The sequence below is a fragment of the Geobacter sp. OR-1 genome, assembly GCF_000813145.1.
Taxonomy (GTDB): domain Bacteria; phylum Desulfobacterota; class Desulfuromonadia; order Geobacterales; family DSM-12255; genus Geoanaerobacter.
On sequence record NZ_BAZF01000029.1, the window covers coordinates 16514 to 37876 of the forward strand.

The 21363-nt window shown below is 45.3% G+C and carries 18 protein-coding genes; 4 read left to right on the forward strand and 14 right to left on the reverse strand.

Features of this window, described 5'->3' with window-relative positions:
• Genes OR1_RS19270 through OR1_RS19285 form a run of 4 tightly spaced genes read right to left on the reverse strand, consistent with a single transcriptional unit; the run spans position 1 to position 3395 of the window.
• Positions 1 to 285 carry a cytochrome C oxidase subunit IV family protein gene (locus OR1_RS19270; RefSeq protein WP_370543381.1) on the reverse strand — a complete coding sequence of 95 codons (285 nt, stop codon included), beginning with the start codon at positions 283 to 285 and terminating at the stop codon, positions 1 to 3.
• 19 nt (positions 286 to 304) lie between these two features.
• A complete protein-coding gene (locus OR1_RS19275) occupies positions 305 to 907 on the reverse strand; it encodes a cytochrome c oxidase subunit 3 family protein (RefSeq protein ID WP_041974514.1) in 603 nt (200 codons plus the stop codon).
• Complete coding sequence (locus OR1_RS19280) at positions 904 to 2529, reverse strand: cbb3-type cytochrome c oxidase subunit I (protein WP_041974516.1); 1626 nt, start codon at positions 2527 to 2529, stop codon at positions 904 to 906. Before OR1_RS19280 ends, OR1_RS19275 begins: the two co-directional genes overlap by 4 nt.
• The gene (locus OR1_RS19285) at positions 2526 to 3395 is read right to left on the reverse strand and encodes an SCO family protein (RefSeq protein ID WP_041974518.1); all 870 of its coding nucleotides are present in this window, start codon (positions 3393 to 3395) and stop codon (positions 2526 to 2528) included. The genes OR1_RS19280 and OR1_RS19285 overlap by 4 nt, the downstream gene beginning before the upstream one ends.
• A 422-nt stretch (positions 3396 to 3817) precedes the next feature.
• Between OR1_RS19285 and cyoE the strand changes: the two genes are divergently transcribed.
• On the forward strand, positions 3818 to 4744 hold the full coding sequence (gene cyoE / locus OR1_RS19290) for a heme o synthase (RefSeq protein WP_041974520.1): 927 nt from the start codon (positions 3818 to 3820) through the stop codon (positions 4742 to 4744).
• A 678-nt stretch (positions 4745 to 5422) separates the two neighbouring features.
• On the opposite strand, the gene dxs is transcribed toward cyoE, so the two are convergent.
• The 4 genes from dxs to xseA all read right to left on the reverse strand — a co-directional run bounded on the left by dxs (position 5423) and on the right by xseA (position 9874).
• Positions 5423 to 7306 (reverse strand): 1-deoxy-D-xylulose-5-phosphate synthase, encoded by a 1884-nt coding sequence (dxs, locus tag OR1_RS19295; protein WP_041974522.1) that lies wholly within the window; start codon positions 7304 to 7306, stop codon positions 5423 to 5425.
• Positions 7303 to 8193, reverse strand: coding sequence for a polyprenyl synthetase family protein (locus OR1_RS19300; protein WP_041974524.1), 891 nt, complete (start codon positions 8191 to 8193; stop codon positions 7303 to 7305). The genes dxs and OR1_RS19300 overlap by 4 nt, the downstream gene beginning before the upstream one ends.
• Positions 8194 to 8227: 34 nt before the next feature.
• Complete coding sequence (locus OR1_RS19305) at positions 8228 to 8455, reverse strand: exodeoxyribonuclease VII small subunit (RefSeq protein ID WP_041974526.1); 228 nt, start codon at positions 8453 to 8455, stop codon at positions 8228 to 8230.
• Positions 8456 to 8530: 75 nt separating this feature from the next.
• Positions 8531 to 9874 (reverse strand): exodeoxyribonuclease VII large subunit, encoded by a 1344-nt coding sequence (gene xseA / locus OR1_RS19310; protein ID WP_041974528.1) that lies wholly within the window; start codon positions 9872 to 9874, stop codon positions 8531 to 8533.
• 57 nt (positions 9875 to 9931) lie between these two features.
• On the opposite strand from xseA, the gene OR1_RS19315 reads away from it, so the two are divergent.
• Positions 9932 to 11320: a ParA family protein gene (locus OR1_RS19315; protein WP_041974530.1), complete on the forward strand. Its 1389-nt coding sequence runs from the start codon at positions 9932 to 9934 to the stop codon at positions 11318 to 11320.
• Between the two features lie 15 nt (positions 11321 to 11335).
• Here the strand turns inward: OR1_RS19315 and OR1_RS19320 are convergent, their stop codons facing one another.
• From OR1_RS19320 to OR1_RS19340, 4 genes are all read right to left on the reverse strand, one after another.
• A complete protein-coding gene (locus tag OR1_RS19320; RefSeq protein WP_041974531.1) occupies positions 11336 to 12277 on the reverse strand; it encodes a divergent polysaccharide deacetylase family protein in 942 nt (313 codons plus the stop codon).
• Positions 12278 to 12366: 89 nt separating this feature from the next.
• Positions 12367 to 13704, reverse strand: a complete 1338-nt coding sequence (locus tag OR1_RS22205) for a hypothetical protein (protein WP_152609983.1) — start codon at positions 13702 to 13704, stop codon at positions 12367 to 12369.
• 133 nt (positions 13705 to 13837) lie between these two features.
• On the reverse strand, positions 13838 to 16588 hold the full coding sequence (locus OR1_RS21835) for a CxxxxCH/CxxCH domain-containing protein (RefSeq protein ID WP_082003050.1): 2751 nt from the start codon (positions 16586 to 16588) through the stop codon (positions 13838 to 13840).
• A 121-nt stretch (positions 16589 to 16709) separates the two neighbouring features.
• Positions 16710 to 17468, reverse strand: a complete 759-nt coding sequence (locus tag OR1_RS19340; RefSeq protein WP_041974540.1) for a 3',5'-cyclic-nucleotide phosphodiesterase — start codon at positions 17466 to 17468, stop codon at positions 16710 to 16712.
• A gap of 312 nt (positions 17469 to 17780) precedes the next feature.
• Here OR1_RS19340 and OR1_RS21200 point away from each other — a divergent pair, with 312 nt between their 5' ends.
• Entirely contained in the window at positions 17781 to 19271 is a 1491-nt protein-coding gene (locus OR1_RS21200; RefSeq protein ID WP_052440686.1) for a response regulator, read from the forward strand.
• A gap of 230 nt (positions 19272 to 19501) precedes the next feature.
• Positions 19502 to 20239 carry a DUF1566 domain-containing protein gene (locus OR1_RS19350; protein WP_041974542.1) on the forward strand — a complete coding sequence of 246 codons (738 nt, stop codon included), beginning with the start codon at positions 19502 to 19504 and terminating at the stop codon, positions 20237 to 20239.
• A gap of 10 nt (positions 20240 to 20249) precedes the next feature.
• Here the strand turns inward: OR1_RS19350 and OR1_RS19355 are convergent, their stop codons facing one another.
• Together OR1_RS19355 and OR1_RS19360 are read right to left on the reverse strand one after the other, a co-directional pair.
• Entirely contained in the window at positions 20250 to 20957 is a 708-nt protein-coding gene (locus OR1_RS19355) for a type 1 glutamine amidotransferase (protein ID WP_041974544.1), read from the reverse strand.
• A gap of 1 nt (position 20958) precedes the next feature.
• Positions 20959 to 21363, reverse strand: a 405-nt coding sequence (locus OR1_RS19360; RefSeq protein ID WP_041974546.1) for a (Fe-S)-binding protein, incomplete at its 5' end; no start/stop codon positions are given.

Consider the following 21363-nt stretch of genomic DNA (forward strand, 5'->3'; position numbering starts at 1 on the left):
CTACCGGTATGAGAGGTCAAAGAATGTGAAACCGATGAAAATTGCGAGCGTAACCAACGTCAGCAACAACAGCCCGCGCAGCAAGCGCCCCTCGTATCGCATATGCATGAAGAAAGCAATGACGAGAAAAGCTTTCATTACTGCAATTGCAAGGGATCCCCAAACATGGAGCACACCCAGATCCAGCCGAGAAACCCAGACTGTTAGCCCGGTCAAAAGTAACAGGAATACCCAGACCATAACGAGTTTTGGGTAACGTATTATATGATGACTGTCTTTCTCTATGTCAGCCAACCCTGACTCCTTAAAGGACCAAGTAATAAAGGGGAAAAATAAAAATCCATATCAAGTCCACAAGGTGCCAGTATAGAGCCGAATTCTCGAGCAGCACGTAATCTCCGGCATGTATGGCTCCCCGCCTGACCTTCAGGGCAACCACTGTCAGTAGACCGACACCTGCCAGCACATGAAATCCATGAAGACCGGTTGTGAGATAATAAAGGCTGAAAAACAGGGCTTCTCCTATCGGGCCGGCAGAAAACCTCGGCGAATCCGGATAAAACCCGTGGCCAATTTCAGAACTCCATTCAAAGTACTTATTAACCAGAAAGATCATGGCACAGATGATTGTCGCTCCAAGCAGATTCAATACCTTACGAATCTCTCCTTGTTGTACGGCAGTCACTGACATTGCCGCAAACAGGCTGCTGGTTATCAGCAAAATTGTGTTGGCCGTACCAAAGCCTAAGTGCATCTCCCTCCCCGCAATGGCAAATTCCCGGGGATATGAGGAAAGATAAGTTGCATAAAGCAGGAATAACCCCCCGAACAGAAGTATTTCCGTAAAGAGGAAGAGCCAGATCCCTAGCTTTGCCCCGGCATATTCTTTTTCCATCTTCCGGATCATGGAACGCCCGCTCTGTTAAAATCATAAGGCCCATGTGTTACCACCGGCTCTTCGTCAAAGTTTTCTGTCGGCGGCGGCGACGGTGTTGTCCATTCCAGCGTGGCGCCACCCCATGGATTACTTCCAAATGGTCTTCCCTTCAATAGGCCCATGAACAGATTGATCATCATTATTGCCAGACCTGCGGCAAGTATCCAGCTGCCAATAGTGGATATCAGATTAAGAGGGGCGAATTCCGGCAAATAATCATAATAGCGCCGCGGCATCCCCTTCATTCCGAGAATGATCATCGGGAAGTATGTAAGATTGAACCCGGCGAACATCAGCCCCCAGGAAATCATTGCCGGCTTTTCGGAATAGGTGCGGCCAAAAAACTTTGGCAACCAGTAATGCATGGCACTGAAGAATGCGAATCCTGCGCCGCCGAAAATAACATAGTGGAAATGACCGACAACGAACTGGGTGTCATGGATATGAATGTTGGTGGCTGCTGCTCCCTGAACAAGGCCGGTAAGTCCACCTATTGAGAAGAGCATTATAAAACTAAGGGCAAAAAGCATCGGTGCTTCCAGGGATATTGACCCCTTGTAAAGAGTTGAAACCCAGTTGAACACCTTTATGGCCGATGGTATGGCAACAACAAATGTGAGAAACGAAAAAACCAGAACTGCCATATCGCTTATACCGCTGGTGAACATGTGGTGAGCCCATACGAGAGAGCCGGCACCGGCAATTGCCAAGCTTGAGAATGCGATCATCTTGTATCCGAAGATCGGTTTACGAGCAAAAACCGGGAATATTTCGGAGACTATCCCCATCCCCGGCAGAATCATGATATAAACCGCAGGATGGGAATAGATCCAGAACAGGTGCTGAAACATTATCGGGTCACCGCCCCGGGAAGGGTCAAATAAGCCCGTGCCAAGCAGCCGTTCCGCAACAACCAGAAGCAGGGTTATGCCAAGAACTGGCGTGGCCAGGATCTGTATCCAGGCAGTGGCGTAAATAGACCAGACAAAGAGCGGTAATCTCCCCCACGCCATGCCATCCGCCCTTAAGCGGTGGATGGTTGTCACAAAATTGATGCCGGTGAGAATGGATGAAAATCCGACTATAAAAACCCCTATTACGGCAAGTGAGACATTGGTTCCGGTTCTGACACTGAACGGCACATAAAAGGTCCAACCGGTGTCTGGTGGCCCTCCGCCGGTAAAGAGCGACAGGACTATCGTTAGAGCACCTGTTATATAGAGCCACCAGGATAATAGATTTAGGCGGGGGAAAGCGACATCGCTTGCACCGATCTGGATCGGCATTACCAAGTTGCCGAATACTCCGGGGAACCCTGGAATTATGAACAGAAAGATCATCAAAACCCCATGGACAGTAAACAGGGCGTTATAGGTTACCGGTCCCATTATGGTCCGTCCCGGTGCCATAAGTTCTATCTTGAGCAGAAGCCCTATCAATACCGCCACCAAGAAGGATATCAGCACCGAATACAGGTAGAGAAGGCCGATCCTTTTATGGTCAGTGGAAAAAACCCAGGCTGAGACGCCGCACTTCCCAGTGTCGTTCCAGAAGCTTGTTAGCGGGAGAGTTGGATGGTTTGACGAGTTCATGTTTTCCTCGTATTGTTCCTGTCTCGCTTTTTACCTGCCAGAACAAGGAATGACAAAAATCCGCCTGCGGTTAGAAAAACAGCGGTGGCGCTAACTCTGAGAAGGTTAAAGACATAACTCTTTTTTCCCGGATCAAAACTGAAACAGTATCCCACAATCTTTCTTACTGCCTCTCCGATCCTTCCTTCCTTTGCCTCAAGAATGGCCAGGGACAGATCTTTGGGAAGAAAGGTCGTGCCGTACAGATACCTGACTATTGTGCCGTCTTTTGCAACCACTATTGATACTACCGGGTGAATGAAATCAGCTCCTTTTCGCTCAAAACGATATCCGGAAGAATCAGTCAGCTTGGCGATCTCTTCCTTATTTCCGGTCAGGAAACGCCAGCCATCTTCAGGGAATGGCACGTTCATAGACGCTAGATATGTCTTCTTGCTTCGCAGCGCCAGTTCCGGAGTCTCAGTTTCGTCGAAACTGATTGAAACAACCCGGTATTCTTTGCCAGGTTGGAGTTTAACGGCAGGCAACACCTTCGCCAACCCTCCCTGGAGGAAGTTGCACACATTTGTACAACTATAATATACGGGCACAATGATGGTAGGAGTAGTGATCAGGTCGGCCAGTCGTATGACTTTTCCGTACTCATCCGTAAATTTCAGATCAAGGGGGATTTTATTTCCTAGAAGCTCTTTGACCTCAACTTTTTTGTAGGAAGTATTACCAGTAACACCTCCTGGATTTGTTACAGTATTAGATCCCTCAATATGAGCATAGGCAATATCGCCGATGCCTAAACAATAGATAATGACGATCGTCAAGACGGCAACTGAAAAGGAAGACTTTATCGGTTCATATAACAGCGCCATTTATCGGGTCTCCAGCACCCAAAAGTATAGATTCACACTCCATGCCTTTCCGTGTCGTTAAAGTTAACATGCTGATTTTCCGTATGTATTACTTATCAAGTTAATGCCTTGAAAAAATCTGAGCAGAATCAGTAATCACATGCAATATCAAGCAGTTAATACAGACAGCCTCTTGTTTCACCCTTCAGGATAATGAGGGAGAATATGTGCCATTAATATTGCTATTGACAAAAAAAGTTTACCGCCAATACCAGGCATTAAAAGTAATAAAAGGCATTACTCTGCCGATTGCTTTGCAACATACGTTGCCATAGACAGCAAACCGGATATGCTGAGACCCGCATTGCGCTTAAACGTATTATTTATGCAAAAAGGCATAGTTGCTGCTTAGCATGAACTATCAATAAATTGGAGGCGAATTGATGCCAGCCTTGTCGGATTCGTATTCAGTCTCAGCTGCTATGACAAATGATCATGACAAGATTCATCGCATTAAAGCGATCCTGATAATAGCAAAGCCAGGGATTATATTGGCAGAGACCTTGGCCGGTTTGGCAGGCATACTGCTCTCATCTGTGCCATTGCCTTCAATTAAGGAGACAGCATGCGGAATCATTTGTATAACTCTGGCTGCAACCGGTGCGGCAATGGCAAATTCGATTCTTGATCGAGATACAGACAACAAGATGCCTAGACTGCGGCAAAGATGCCTGGCGGTTGAATCTATTGGGCCAAAAAGAATCGCGGCCCTATCTATTGCCCTACTCTCCATTTCACTTCTAGCTGCCTGTAATTTCTTAACCGCAACACTTCTGATAGCAGCTGCAGCTACCTACCTCCTACTCTATACTGTCTGGCTGAAGAAATGTTCTCCGTGGGGTGTTTTTGCCGGCGCTATCCCGGGTGCGCTTCCGCCACTAATCGGTTCGGCCTCGGTAATCGAAACCATATCGGCTCCGGCGTTCCTGCTGGCGGTTCTAATATTCGTATGGCAACTGCCGCATTTTTGGTTTCTCGCTCTCCATTACCGTGATGAGTATCAAAAGGCTCATATACCGGTTCTTCCAATATGTTATGGCTATAAAATCACCATAAAACTGATATATATTTCTGTTTCCCTGCTGCTACCAATTTCTCTTGTATTGTGGCCTTTAGGTTACAGTTCCGGTATTTATGGGATCATGGCATTTATTGCTTGGGGGGCTTTTGTTACTCTAGGTTATAACCATTCAAATACTAAGCACAACTTTCGAAAAGGATACTTAGCATCAATTGCATATCTGGTCATGATCTTGTTAGCAATTATTGTTGATCGTTATGTTGGATCTCTCGAAATTATATTGAAGTGAGTCGTCTCTCCATTTACTCATTCCTATTATTTTCAATTATTCTTGCATCTGCCACATCACTTGACGCTAGTCATCACCATGAAATACATAGCTTTTCTCTTATCCCCTACGCAGACAAGCAATAAATGTTGCATGCTGTCAAATTATCAGATCTTGGGGCATGTCATAACTATAAGATATTGTGGGCATAATTAATTAGTTGCAGTGGTACGGTAGCTGCTAAGAAAGCGGTAACACAGTTAAGTAAAGGAAAGGATTAGTTATGAAACCGACAGAAATATTTTTTAAATATAAGCACAAAAAATCTATCTTACTCAATCCGATCACTGATGAACAACAATTGCTCATCAATGATCTCGTAGACCGAATTGGTCTTTCTCGAATAGATTTGGACCCATCCGATCCACGTGCCATACCATACTTACGTCCAGCATTATGGCTGTGGAAGTAGTCATGTGCCATTCAGGAAATCAATATATGACAGGAGTGTCGACTTATCGTGAGGATATTTGGTAGAGTGTGGTGGATTGCCTTCAGAAGGCCTGATGCAAAATAAAAACCCCCCATCTGTTGATTCGGTAAGAAAAATAACAGATAGGGGGACAAGGAAGGAAGGAGCCTTGTGTTTTCAATATTACAAATCCGTAACCAATAGTCAAACACTAAATTGGTTATTGGTTATTCAATTTTTAACGATTTCCTAAAGGTTGCAGCAATACCTGCAGTATCTAACCCATATCTTGCGCGCAGTTCGGATTGTTCACCCTGTTCGATAAAATGGTCAGGGTATCCAATTCGAGTTATGTCGACGCCTGAAATCTCACTCTCTTCAATCAATTCGATAATCGATGATCCAAAACCGCCCAAAACGGTATTTTCTTCGGCCGTAAATACTCGCCCGTTCGTTTGAGACAATAAGTCCAAAATCAAGGAGCGGTCTAACGGCTTGATAAATCTCGAATTAACTACAGTAAGATTGATCCCTTCATCTGCAAGAATACCGGCAGCTTCCAAACAGGGATAAACCATGGTTCCTACCGCCAGGACCAAACCATCTGGTCCATTTCGCAGAATTTCAGCTTTGCCAATCGGCAGAGCCCGGTATGTTTGATCTAGCGGCACACCATACCCATTGCCTCTCGGGTAGCGAACCGCTGCCGGAGCGTCGAGTGTTACTGCTGTCATCAGCATGTGCTGAAGCTCATTCTCATCCTTTGGCGCCATGATGACCATGTTGGGTAAATGGCGAAGGTAAGACAGGTCGAATACGCCGTGATGAGTAGGCCCGTCGCTGCCAACCACTCCGGCACGATCAATGGCAAAAGTTACAGGCAGATTTTGTAAGCAGACATCGTGACAGATTTGATCATAAGCCCGTTGAAGAAAAGATGAGTACACGGCGACTACCGGGCGTAGCCCTTCTGCGGCCATTCCGGCGGCAAATGTTACGCCATGCTGCTCTGCGATCCCTACATCAAAGAATCGATCGGGATAATCTTTGGCAAATCCGGAAAGCCCCGTACCATCAGGCATTGCAGCAGTAATTGCGACAATCCTTTCATCCTCGGCGGCAATTTTCCTAATAGTATCACCAAATATCCCGGTATAAGAGGCTGCGCCCCCCTTCCCTTTTATGATCTTTCCCGTAGATACTTCAAACGGTCCCACGCCATGGAAAAGAGCCGGATTGTTTTCAGCAGGAAGATATCCCTTCCCCTTTTTTGTGATTACATGTATCAATACTGCGTCGTCAAATCGTTTAACTTTTTCAAATGTTTCCACAAGAAGCGCGATATCATGGCCATCGATTGGGCCGATATATTCAAAACCAAAGGCTTCAAAAAGCATCCCTGGGGTAAATAGCCCTTTTAGCGATTCTTCGGCCCTCTTGGCAACTTTCAAAACATTATGTCCGACCGTGTCAAGACCTTCCAGAAAATGTTCCAGATCTTTTTTTATCTTATGAACGAATTCATTGGTAATAGTTCTCGATAAAAAATTTGATAGAGCCCCCACGTTTTCCGCAATTGACATCTCATTATCATTGAGAATAACGACAAGGTCTTTATTTAGGTGCCCGGCGTGATTAAGCCCTTCGTAAGCAATCCCGCCAGTCATGGAGCCGTCACCTATTACGGCAATGACCTTATTGGTCTTCCCTTGCAGGTCACGTGATACGGCCATCCCCGTGGCAGCTGAAATTGATGTGGAAGAGTGTCCAACATCAAAGTGGTCATGTTTGGATTCTGCTCTTTTGGGGAACCCGCTTAAGCCATCAAGGGTCCGTAGGGTATGAAACAAGCCCTTCCTGCCGGTTATGAGCTTGTGTGCATATGCCTGATGCCCCACATCCCATATTAACCGGTCTGTAGCAGTATCGAATATTCGGTGGAGTGCGAGGGTCAGTTCAACAACTCCGAGGCTTGGAGCCAGATGCCCACCGTTTTTCGAGCAGGTCTCGATAATCTCATTCCGAATTTCCGCTGCTAAAGACGAAAGTTCGGGAAACGTAAGATTTCTGATATCTCTTGGTTCGTTAATTCTATCCAGAATCTTATTCATGATTTCCGCGCAACAATGTAACGTGCGATCTCTCTAAGCGGATCGGCATTGTGGTTGAAAGTTTCTAGGGCTGCCAATGCCATCTCCACCAGTTCAGATGCCCGCCGTTTGGATTCGGCCAGACCCATTATTGCAGGGTAGGTCGCTTTCTCTCTTTCCTGGTCACTACCGGCGTCTTTCCCTATCTCCTCAGTTGTCCCTTCGATATCAAGAACATCGTCGGCGATCTGAAATGCCAGGCCAATTGCCTCCCCATAACGGGTCAAGGCTGCAAGCTCTTCTTCGGAAGCGCCTCCCAAAACCGCACCGGCCTTTACAGATGCCTTCATAAGAGCGCCAGTCTTATGAGTATGGATGTATTGAACTGTGGCCAAGTCTATGTCACTTTTCCCTTCACTCTCCATATCTACGACCTGCCCGCCTACCATTCCATGAGAACCGGCACAACAAGCTATCTCTCTAATTACTGCTAACATCTTTGTCGGGCTGACTTTTAAGAATTCTGGGTTAGCAAGCAAGACAAAGGCTTCCGTAAGAAGCGCGTCACCGGCAAGAATTGCCACTGCCTCGCCATAAACCTTGTGATTGGTTGGACGACCACGGCGAAAATCATCATCATCCATGGCAGGGAGGTCGTCGTGGATAAGCGAATAGGTATGGATCATTTCCATTGCGCATGCGGCAGGAATTGCTGCTTCAAGCTCTCCGCCAACGGCATCGCAGGCAGCCAGCAACAAAACCGGTCTTATTCTCTTACCTCCCGCAAACAGCGAGTATCGCATGGCTGTGTGCAGAGAGGATGGGAGGGCATCACCTGGAGGCATGAATCTATCCAGTGCCTTGTCAACAATATCGCAACGATCTTTGATATATTTCTTTAGATCCATAAGGTTATCTTTCCATACAGGTATATTTTCACGGTCAGATATCAGACAGTTTGAATGGTTCGGTGCGAAACGAACCGTCTTTTTGCTTCAGCAATAATTCAATCTTCTTTTCAGCCTCATTAAGTTTTTTGTTGCATATGGCCGCATGCTTCACCCCTTCCTCAAACGCCTTTAACGCTTCATCTAAGGTAAGCTCTCCACTTTCGAGACGGTTTACCACGTCTTCGAGTTTAGCGAGTGAGGTTTCAAATTTCTCGGCCATGTTGTCTCCATCCAAAATAGGAGCCATTATACTGATTAAGTTATCTCAGTCAAGAAAACGCGGGAAACGCTTCATCTAATCGGATGTTGTCTGCTCAACAATGCATCTCGCTTTACCGCGGGCAAACTTCAATCCGATATGGTCGCCGATTGAAATCTGCAGGCTGTCGGTAATCAAGCTCCCGTCGCAGGAACGATAAGCTAGTGCGTAGCCTCTACCCAAGGTAGCCAGGGGTGACAATTTCTCAAGACCCGTGCAGCTTAATGCCACGGATTCTTTCATCCGATTCAGCCTGTTTACAACAGCCCGCTCCTGGCGGGCATCTAAAGAATGCACCAGGTTCGTATTCTTATCAAGAAGCAGTTGTGGACTATTGGATGAAAGTCTTGTTCGAAACATTTCCAGCCGACGGCCACTTTGATCGATATTTTTTGATATCAAAGAAACAAGCTGTTCCAGCAGATAATCACATCGTTGCCAATAAGCACCCAATAAGGCCGAAGGATCTTTCAACCCTCTTAAGAGAGCAGAAAATTTTCCGTTCGACTCATTCATAATCACGGTAATTGCCCTGTGAAGCCTCAGTGTCTGAACATTTAGACTTTGGGACATCTCTGATTTTGATGCAATTACCAACTCGGCTGCTGCTGAAGGTGTAGGAGCCCGCAGGTCCGCGGCAAGGTCGGAAATGGTTATGTCCACTTCATGGCCGACAGCCGAAATAATCGGTATTTTCGATGCAGATATCGCCCTGGCCACAACCTCCTCGTTGAATGCCCAGAGATCCTCGATTGAACCGCCTCCGCGGCCAACAATAATGACATCTACCTTACCATACTTGTTGAAATCATTGATTGCCGAGGCAATTTCATTGGCAGCCCCCTCTCCCTGAACCTTTACAGGGTTCAACAGAAGACAGATATTGCTGAAGCGCCTGTCGATCACATTCAGAATGTCGTGAATCGCAGCGCCGGTAGGTGAGGTGACAATTCCCACTCTCTGTGGCAGTTTTGGGATCGGTTTCTTTTTGGATTCGGCAAATATCCCTTCCTTGTATAAGCGGTCCTTTAGCTGGAGAAACGCTAACTGCAGAGCACCGACCCCTTTTGGTTCCAGATACTCGGCAAGTACTTGATATTCCCCCCTCGGGACAAAAACCGAAACTCGGCCGCGCAGAATCAGATGCATGCCGTCAGTTATCTTGAACCTGAGGTTGCGGGCGGATGCCTTGAACATGACGACACGAACCTGCGCACCTGAGTCTTTCAAAGTGAAATACAGATGTCCTGATGTTGGCGTCGCGAGGTTGGATACCTCACCCTCGACCCAGACATGATCGAAGTTTTCTTCAAGAACCCCGGTGATAAGATTCGTCAGTTGCGAAACGGTAAGGATTCTCTTTCCAGAAAAGATATCCACTGCACCCCCTCGGTCATTCATGTTGACCGGGCAACAGTATCATATTATTATGCCGGCATGCAAAATTATCCATTTGTAATCACGATATGTTCCGAAAAGGGAGGCGTAGGGAAAACTACTTTGGCCACTAATCTGGCAATTTTCCTTAAAGCCCTGAGAGAAGATCTGCAGGTTACAGTATTTTCTTTCGACAACCATTTCACTGTTGACAGGATGTTTGCACTATCGGGAGAGCAACCGCGCGGCACAGTAGCAGATCTCCTTAAAGGGGTGCAAGGTGGCGATCTGCTGCAAATGGGCCAGTATGGCGTCAATTATATCCCTTCTTCAAACGAACTCTCGGAGTTAAGGGGAGCCCTGCAAGGGCCGATGTTTCTTGCCCGTATGATGGCAAATGCCAACATCCCCGGTATTGTTATCATCGACACCCGTCCAGAGCTCGATATCCTGACGCAGAACGCGCTTTACGCTGCCGACCAGGTATTTATTCCGGTAAAGGATATGGCCTCACTGGAAAACTGCAAAAATATCTTTGCCTTGTTCGACAGCCGCGGACTGGACAAAAAGAGCCTCGCGCTCATCCCATGCCTTGTCGATTCACGCATCAAATTCGATGGCATGTTCCGGGATCAACGAACCCTACTGAAAGCTTATGCCATCAATCGCGGTTATCGATGTCTTGATTCCTATATTTCTAAAAGCCCAAAGGTTGACAGCCTCAATACCAACCCCGACGGCAAGATCTACCCGGTCTTGACTCATGCCAGAGGAACTGATGTCTACGGGCAGTTCACTACGGTTGCAAGACAGGTCTTGTCTGCTTTTAAGGAAACAACGGAACCTCGTTCCATTCAGTTCAGTAGATGGCTGAAATCAGAGGATGAACGCCGTAACGCGGCATATGTCAGTAGGCGTACCACAATCAGATTGAACTGTCCCATCTGCAACAGGCCGTTAATCGATTCCGGAATCAATAACAATCCGTCGCATTATTACGAGAATCTCGACGGTACTGCCCGTGGATTCATCCATAAAGAATGTTTCACCGGGCTGATCATTCCTCTATTCAATCCCAATGGCAATACGATCTCATCGGGTGATCCGTTTAATCAGCTCCTCATCGATGTCTCTGCGACATCGACTGTGATTTTTCGCCCGGTCAATGTTGGCAGCTCAACCAGTATTGAGGTAGTTATCATCGATAAGACTGGTCGACAAGTTATCAAGCAAGTTTTTGCGGTAAGGGAATACTCGGAGAGCTTTTTGAATACGCGCGAGGGGAGTCTTTACAGACTGTTAAATGCCACTTTGGGGCAGACGACAGCAAGCACTGTCTTATTGGTACAGCCGGTGCCTGACGACGACCACGAAGCTATTCTCAAAGAAGACGGATATCGGAGATTTCGCAAAATCAAGCAGCAGATAGCTACAAGCGCCAGCGTGTAATTATACTGAAAAGATTTATCTTACCAGATCCCCTACCGGCACAAAGGTTATCCCTTCCCGTTTCAGTTTCGGCAGGTTCATAGCAAGTGCCTGAATCGTTATTTTATGAGGATGGCAAATCCCTATCGCACTCCCTCTTTTCCGGGCCAAGGCAGCGAGTTGTTCGAGTTGAACCGTTATTGCATGCAGATCTTTGTCATTATCCAGAAAAACGTTTCTTCCGGCAGAATCAACTTCCATGGATCTGGCCAAGGCAAGCCCAACTGATTGCGGAGTTGTCCGGCTATCAACATAAAAAAGGCCATGCGCTTTGAGTTGATTCAGCACCACTCGCATCTTATGTTCATTCTCAGAGAACCTTGAACCCATATGATTGTTTGCTCCGACCGCATGCGGCAATAAGCCGAAATACGCACTGACCCTCTTCTCGACTTCTTCGTCACTCTGAGACAAGAGCAGGCCGTTTTCTTCAAGTCTGTGCTGGGGGTACCCTTTTGGTTCCATTGGTATATGAATCATTACCTGATAGCCGCGGTCATAGGCTGTTTTATCAATCTCCCTGACTTTCGGCAAACCGGGGATAAGCGAAAACGTCAGCGGTATATTGATAGCCATGAGGGAGTTCGCTTCCTGAAGTGATGCGCCCATATCATCAATAATTATAGCCACAGTACCTGGAGATGTGGTTTTCTTGCGAATATGCAGCTTGTGCTCCAGTGAGGAAGTTGTGTAAGGCTGCATTTCGACCTGGTTATATGCTTGTCTGGGTGGAATTTTGTGGCGTTCTGTCTGAACAGTGGGGGTATTGTTTTGCTCGACCTGAACTGTTGTTCCTTTAACCCACTCCAGCAAGAAAATTGAACCGCAGAGCAAAACCAACAGTACAAGCAATGTAATCACGGTTTTATTGCCGGTTGTCGATTTACGGCGATTTGGGCGGTTTTTTTTGATTGCCATACAAGTTTTCTCGGGCTTATTGGTTAGCAGACACACAAACAGCCTCCGGGTGACCCGAAAGCTGTTTGTGTGTCAGAGTGGTTCAGTACCTATTTATCTGTATTCTTTGTATTGTCAGGAGCCTTTTGTTTGGGCTGTGCACTTCCACCCTTTGATTGTGGCGCTTGAACCAGATAATTTGCGACAAAAATATAATCATCAATGTAATCGACTACCTTATCGCCGTTCAAGTCCTTCGAAAGATCAGCCTTAGCAGTGTCTGGTGTTTTCAGAAATTGGGCAAGATCGCTCTCAGTCATTTTGGCAAACGGCTTACCGCTAAACGAATCAAAGAGCGGCGCCACCGTGATCGGGATATCAGTCGTCACCTCGTCAAGAAAATATGAAAGAGTTGCCTGATAAACCCCTTTCTTCGGTTTCAGCTCAACCACCCAATTATCTTCAACAATTTTGGGGAATGATGCCATCTGCGCTTCCTTACTGATGGCAAAATTCGGCGAAGCGGATGCCGAAGTATCAACAGGAATCAGCACCTTTAATGTGCCTTTCCCATCGGCAAGGAAAATTGGCGGAACCTGCTGAAATCCTTTCCCCTCCGTGGTGAACAGAGTCACCATCTCTTTAGGGGTTCTTTCACCTTTGTAATCTTTAAACTGTTTAAGTACCGAAGACGTTGTAACAAATCGGGGCTGTTTCTCTTTCTTTTCTTCCGTAGTTTGTTTATCCGGCTCGCTCGCTATCCGGTTTGCTTCAGCAGTAGGAGTTGTCCGAGATGGCTCTGCAACCGACTCTGGCTGTTTTGGCTGTTCCTTGCGGTCGCCGGTTGAGCTGATATCGGTCTGCATGGTAACGCCACCAAGCCATGCCCCTTGACTTGAAGATGTGGGTGTCGGAGAACTCCCCGTATTCGTACTTGAACTTGGTGTTGTAATATTTTTGGATGTATCGAAAGTATCTGTAGTTGTTGATCCGGATCCAGATCCGGCAATATCCCCGCTGTTGGTGATCTCGGAAGTAGAATCAACCAAGTGCGGGTTATTATCAGCAGTGGCTGTAGTAGGCGTTATAGAAGTAATTCTCCCTGTTCCACTGCCGAATTTAATTGTGGCGATGACTCCGGAAGATCTGGGAAACGGAGTGCTTTGTGCTGCGGCAAGCCCTATTTTCCCAGGTACAGATATATTCGTTGAGACGAGCGCCCCAGATATCACTTCACCGTTAATAACTTCAGGATTCTTGAGCGTTGTTTCGTATTGGATGCTTAAAGTCAAGCCTCCTATCTGCTCGAACCCTGAGCCATAAACCGTCCAAATGTTATTCCCGGTTTTATTTACCCGCACTGCCGGTGCGGCTAAGGCAGTCTGACCGAACGCACATATGAGTAAAACTAACATCAATAAAGACTTGAACCAGATCCGTTTTGACATGGTTACCTCTTTGATTAAGGTTGATCTGCTGGTGTGAGTATATATGAAGCAGTGTATTAATGTCCAGCCCGGTAAAACAAAGCTCCCGTTCAAGATATGCAACGGGAGCTGGCAGGACGAAAACTAGTATAGATTAGAAGTTAATGTAAGGATATGGCGCAGTATGGCATCGTTTGCATTCGATATCATTGCTCTCGTATTTATACGCCCGATATGGTTGCCCCCACTTTACAGAAGTCTGACCAAGATGGCACGAGATATTGGAACAAGTTTTCGTTTCAGTGGAGTAACCCACATTTGCAGAACTAAGAGAGTAGAAGGTTGTTTTTTCTGGAATTCCCCATGATGGCATACCAGGATAATAAACGGTAAAGGTCTTTTGCTTGTCAAAAATCACATCATTTTTACCATTAACGTGATTTGAGAAATTGGAGATCGCTACTGCGCTAAGATTGGTGAAATATGGCTGTGATGGTGGGTTGTAAACACTGGGACGATAGAATTTATTCAGCGTGTTGACCGTCCCACTATGGCAGAATGTACATGATACGGGTTCAGTGCTGAATTTGTATTTTCTGAAATGGCCCTGTTCAATATAATTATTGTCAAGCCATGCATGACTGTCTCCGGTTGAACCGAAATTTGTGGTAAACGTTGAGCGTGGTCCGTTGGCGTGACATCCGGTGCAATCTTTAGGTAACGTTCCGTTCCATGTTACCGCATTGAATTTACGGGTAACAGTCAGGGTTTGTACCGCATTATTATTGCAGGTTGAGAAGTTGCTAAGATTGCAGACCTCGGCGCCAGGGGTAGTCCATTCACTATAGCTGTGACAATAAACATTACTGCAAGTTCCATTTGTATAGGCAAATCCGCGACTATCCGAATAGTACCTGTTCCCTCTTTGATAGGAGGCTCCGGACTGCAGGAATTTAATAGATCCCTGAGGAGCATTGGCATTATACAACTCAACTTCCAAAATTCCGTTCCCGTGCTTGTTTATGTCGATAGGGTGACAATTGCCGCAGTTGAAGATGTATCCTGACGAATTGGCTGTGTAGTCCTGTGCCTTTTTGACACTTGTGTATGAGGCCTGTTGAGCTGAACCGCTGAAATGAGTTAGGTGAGCCGGAGTATTGGGTGGGGCTCCATGACAGGCGTCACACTCTTTCGCTCCCCACTGCCGGTATCCGGTCGGGTTGGCATGGCACAGGACATTGGAGCAAGTCCCGCCATTTGTGGCATACGAATAAGTAAATTGACCGGCCGCACTGGTTACGTCGTACTGTCCGTTGATGTGATTGGCTGGATTGGTGATGGAAAACCCATCTGATGATGTACTGCTATGGCAGGTATTGCAAAAATATGTGGAGTGTTTCCCAATATGACTGTTGGTCTTCTTGCTGCCATTTGCATACTCCGGCCGCAATTCATGGCAGCCTGAGCACCCTAGAGACGTACCCCAGGTAGCCGGCTGAGACGACGGCACGCCTGAGGAAATCTGAGTGCCATCACTATGGCAGGCATTGTTTGAGCAGACGCCTCCTGTAGAGGAATAAACATAATTAAATGTTGCGCCATTACCGGCGGCAACATCATAATTACCGTTATCGTGCTTGCTCAAATCGGTGATGGATACGCCGTCGGAAGTTGTTCCGACATGACACTTATTACAGCCATAGCCGTAAATCGAGTGTAGCTCGTGACTATTGGCTTTGGGAGTGCCGTTAGCATATGCAGGAGGGTTTGAGTGGCATGAGGAGCACAGCAGAGGTCCATTCCCCCATTTGACTGTATTAGCTGGAATTATCCCAGTTGATTTTGAGGTTCCGTTACTATGGCAATAGCTATTGGCACAGTTCCCGCCGTTTGAGGCAAAAGAGTATGTCAACCGTTCTTCCTGAGAAGATATATTGTAAAATTTGTTTATATGCTTGCGCCAATTACGAATGGTGACATTATCTGAAGTCGTGCTGAAATGACATCGGCTGCACGAAAAACTGTATTCGGAATGCCTTGTATGGCTATTGGCCTTTGGAGTCCCATTGACATAATTAGGCGGATAGCTGTGGCACGAACCACAGTTGAGCGATGCCCCTCCCCACACAGGAGTAGAGTTGCCATTTATGCCTCCTGACGCAACCGAAGCACCGTTGCTGTGGCAATAAATATTGTTGCATTTTCCGAACTGATTATTTTGTAACGGCAGATAATCATTAGTGGGTCCGTCATAATATCCGGCGGCTGTTGATGCCGGGTCACGGGGGATTACCAATAAGGAACGCCTGACACTCGTAGCATGGGTAAAGCCGGTATGCCTTGGATGGCAATGGCCGCAACTGTCAACATCGCCACCCATCAAATGGCCAGAGACGAGATGGCTACCCTCTGCGCCGGTATTCCCACCATAGGGGGGGAATCCATGACATTTCGAACAATTAGCAGGGACCGTAAATGCAGCAGACCCCCATTGAGGGGTTTCATTTTCAAAATGGCAATTAACATTGGTGCAGGTACCATAAACAGGAGATGAGGTTTGAAGCCAAGCAGATGTACGATTGTCGTAGAGTGCCCTCTCTCTTGAGTTGTTGATATTGTATGCAATATCTATTTTCCCGCTGCGGTGCCCCTGATTATATAACGAACTACCGGAATGGCAGAATTCGCATTGCTGTTTGGTATTGTCCATTGAAGTATGTGTTCGATGGTTACCCTGAAATCCGCCGGTGCTGACATTTCGGTATGCGTCATCAATCGGCCTGAAGTCAATAGGATCTTTGGTCCCATGACATTCGTAGCACTCGATAGCGAAACCGGTTGAAGGGATTATCAACCCAAATACAATCAATAAGTAAAAATAAACTCTTTTACTGACCTCTTGCAAGCCACACCTCCTGTGGAGATAGTTCAATCAGAACAATCAAGAATAAAATTTATTAACCCGAACAACCGCAAAAGTAAATAAAAAATCTATATTACATCCAATCAGCCGTAAGGAATATACGCTAAATGTAGTACTCGTCGCCGTCACTCGTAAGTTTGATTTCTGGCAATTGCAGATTATTTAACTCATTAATGATTTGTTCTCTAAACTGGGGTTTTAAATGGGTAACTAAAATAAGAGGTGGTAATGATTTAAGCTTAGATAAATCCTTCATAAATAGATCAGGAGTCAAGTGGCCGGTCAATAAAGCGATTTCCTTCATTTGATTGGGAAATGATACTTCAGCGATGAGAACAGAAATATTATCCGAAACTTGCCATATTCTCTCTGTTGGACCAGTATCACCAGTGTAAAGGAGAACTGTATCACCTTTTCTTATTACATAGCCCACTGCTGGCACTGAATGAGAAACTGGTAAAGCTGTTATCTTATATCCATCCAGATCAAGCTCTGTTTCAGCTTGAATATCAACATATTTAATAACGGCATTGTTTTTTGATGGAATATTCGAAAAATCAGGCCAGATAACATTATTAAAAATGTGCTTACGGACTGCATCCAGAACTTCAACGGTACTAATTAACTCGATAGATTTATTTGCATTTGAAATGATAATATTGTCTGCAAGAAATGGCAGCCCCTTAATATGGTCAAGGTGACCATGGGAAAGCAAGACGGTCCTGATATCCCATTGGTTGACTTCAGATAAAGCCGAGCCGATGGTTCCAGCATCCAACAACAATGAATTGTCAATCAGGTAGGCAGGTGAGCGGTAATCGGGGAATTCTGCTCCTGCAGACCCCAACACCTTAAGTTTCATACCTTCCACCTCCCCCAAATATCGGCTTTAATTATTAAAACTGGTACAGATTATCCCACTATATTTTTCAAGTCAACCGTATATCCCACAAAAATATGATTATATATAATCCGGTATGCAAATTTTGAACACTAAACTCCAATTACACTGTGCAGAGTCAATGGCAAGATGTCAGGCCCTATCGGGAAACTACCAGTAAACCCCGTTATTACCAGTAGTTACATATATGGTTTCTGGGCATGGCAGTTGCAAACTGATGACTAGCCTCACAATTAACAAGGTCTATAAATGAAAACTGCGGGACAAATATAAATGTACACAGTTCTGTATGTCGAAGATTCTCCCACCGTGTTCGCTCAGACAGCTAAGATGATAAGCCGTCTTGGATATTTCCTTTATGTCGCAGAAAATGGGCATGAAGGGTTAAGGATTTTCCAAGAAGTAAAGCCGGACATCATCATCACCGACATCTCCATGTCAATAATGAGTGGAATTGAACTAGCTCGTGAAATTCGCGTAATTGATGAAAATATCCAGATAATATTGACTGTTAATCAAAGTGAAAGCGATCAATTACTAAATACATTTGATTTGAATATAAATCACTATTTGGCAAAGCCGATCAAAACAGATCAGCTTGCAAATACCTTGGCTCTTTGCTCTCAAAGACTGGACAAGCTAAAATCAATTGATTCTTACAAAGAATCTCAAATGTTGTATGTTAAAGCTCTTGATAGCTGCCCTATTATTATAACTATCACAGATGCAAATGGAAACATTCAATATATCAATTCCAAAGCCAGCGAAGTAACTGGGAAAAATGGCAATGACCTTCTTAAGCAGCATATTTCTTGGTTGTTTGAATCGTCATCAGCATCTAAAGAGTTGTTTCAAAATGCGCTTATCAATTCTCAGCTGTGGAAGGGAGAGCTTTCTCTGAAAACGGCAGATCAGTCAGAGATTATTGAAGAAACATTGGTTTCTCCTGTTTTTGGAAAAGATGGCAAAGCCGAATACTTCATACTTTTCTCAGAAGATATCACTTCTCGTAAAGAAGCTGAAGAAGAAGTCCGTAAATTAAATGCAGAACTTGAATATCGGGTATTGAGAAGAAACGCCCTTCTTGACGCGACGAATAGAGAACTGGATGAATTTTGTGACGCAATTTCCCATGAGTTGTGTGGGCCGCTATCGAGACTGCAAGGTTTAAGCAGAGCACTTTGCGAAGATTTTATTGAAAAACTTGGTGATAATGGCAAGGAATATTTGCAGCGGATCAGCCAGACGAGCATTCAACTGAAGCAGATTATCGATGCCCTTGTAAATCTTACCCAATTGACTCGACGCAGCCTTTTAGTGCAAGATGTCAACTTGAGTTCTATCTGCGCCGATGTCGCACACAAACTCATATCTTCACATCCCAAAAAACATATTAAGTTTTTTATCGCCCCGGACATTATTGTTAAAGGTGATAAAACATTACTTAAAATTGTTATCGAAAGCCTATTGACAAATGCATGGAAAAACGTAGAAGATCACGACTCGCCACAAATTGAATTCGGAGTGGCACGTTCCAATGAAAAAGCTGTTTATTTTGTAAGAGATAACGGGTGCGGTTTCGACCCAAGATATTCTGATAAACTATTTAAATTATTTGGTCAACACCCGCATACCCAAGAAAAAAGTGTAGCTACGTCAGGAACGGAACTTGTTGCTGCCCAGCGTATTATTCAAAGGCATGGTGGACGAATTTGGGCAGAAGGTGAGCTGGACAAAGGATCAACGTTTTATTTCACAATATAATTTATCTTCTTTCACATCATTTCTCTACTCCATTTATGCACAGAATATATTTAATAATTGCTTTAATCATATTGAGTGGATGCAGCAATGTATCTACAATAGCATCATACTATTATAATAAGGCATCTTGTGTTTCATTTAGGGATGATTATATTAATTGTGATAATATTGTAAAAAGCGATAACCAATATTTGATTGACAACCGTCTTATATATATTCAGGATGATTCTGTGCATAAATATATGATAGATGCGTGCCTTGCTCAAACCGGATGGGAATTTAAACTTCAATTCGTATCTGGATCATCAAAACAGGCATCTGACTTAATTGAGGATTTATATTTTTGTATTAGTAATGACACTAAGTCAAATCTTGATACAGATGACATTACCGACAACCTATTGACATGGGGTATAAAACCAAATAACTCTATCAATTGCTTAAAAGATCACGGCTGGGAAGTAATAACTATGGCTCCATGGGTGACTATTGACACTATTAACGATAAAACTGCTACAGTAATCAACATTCCACTGAACAATTATTTAATATCAAGCAACGCCAAATCCGATGTCAACATTTACAATGACAATAATAGTGCTCTTTCATGGACGATAATACAAAACAATGACGCGTATTCATGGACAGCAGCTGTTAACGCAATCAATGAATTAAACAAATCCGCATATGGAGGTTACTCGGATTGGCATGTCCCTTCTAAATCTGAATTCGAATATTTCTTGTCCGGGAAAAGCGAATCCTCCCTGAAGGCAATCCTCCGTCAGATGGCTAATAAAAACTTCACCTATGACAAGTGCTATCTGTATTGGACAAGCACTTACCCAGAGGATTACTCCGATAAAAATTACGCAATCAATCTATTTTCGAATTCTTTTTCTCTCATCGACACTTTTGAACCTTTTGCCTGCAAGTTAATTGCAGTCAGAGGTAAAGGTTGGAGCAAGTAATTGTCTAAATTCAGTTATACTTGCAGCTGTGGGTGATCGTAATAAAATTATGAATTAACAGTGATGATGCATTAGTATATCCTGCAATATTCTCTCGATAATCAGTGATTATCCTATCGACTTCAACTGGCAAGAGTGCCCTTTCGCCAGACCCAAGCTCACACCATTTTTCAATAATATGCGCATTTATTTCAGGGTGGAACTGAATCCCCCAGTTGTTGTCCTGCCGGAACGCCTGGCAAGGGCAGTTTTGTGACCATGCCAAAAGATTTGCGCCATCAGGGAGATTAAAGCTGTCATTGTGCCACTGGAAAGTGATAAATGGATTCGAAATACCTGCAAACAACGGATCCTTAGCGGCTTCCGGAGCAAGTTCGACCGAATATGTACCACACTCCCGATGTATGCCGCTTGATATTTCCGCGCCTAGGGCTTCTGCCATGAGTTGTCCGCCTAGACAGATCCCCAACATCGGGATGCGGCGACTGATACCTTGTCGTATGTAGTTTTTCAGATCAAGCAGATACGGATAGCTATCCGTGTCGTAAACTCCCATTGTCCCACCCAGAATTATTATCCCATTGCTGGCAAGCAGATCTCCGGACAGCCGTTCCCCTGCATATAGTTCGACAATGTTGAATTCCTCACCTGATGCCGTGAGCTGATCAGCGTAAGACCCGAGCGGCACATCGGGATCGTTTTGGATTACTGTCAGCATCTCACCCTCCATTTCCTTTAACCGCCTCCGCGACGATTTCGGCAACATCCCTGACCCTGGTCTGGCCGGACAGTTTATCTTTGAGGCCGTCTTCGAACATGGTCAGGCAGTAGGGGCAGGCGACGCAGACGGTATCCGGGTTTTTGGCCAGTGCCTCTTCGACCCGGTTGATGTTGATCCGGGCGCCGGTATGCTCTTCGAGCCACATCCGGCCACCGCCGCCGCCGCAGCAGAACCCCTGGTTACGCTGCCGCTCGAATTCCACCGGCGGTTCTCCGGTAGCCCGGGCGACGGCGCTTCTCGGTTCGTCGTAGATGTTGTTGTGCCGCCCGAGGTAGCAGGAGTCGTGGAAGATGATTTTGCCGAGATCGGTGGCCTTGTTGTTCGCTTTTAGTTTCCCTTCGCT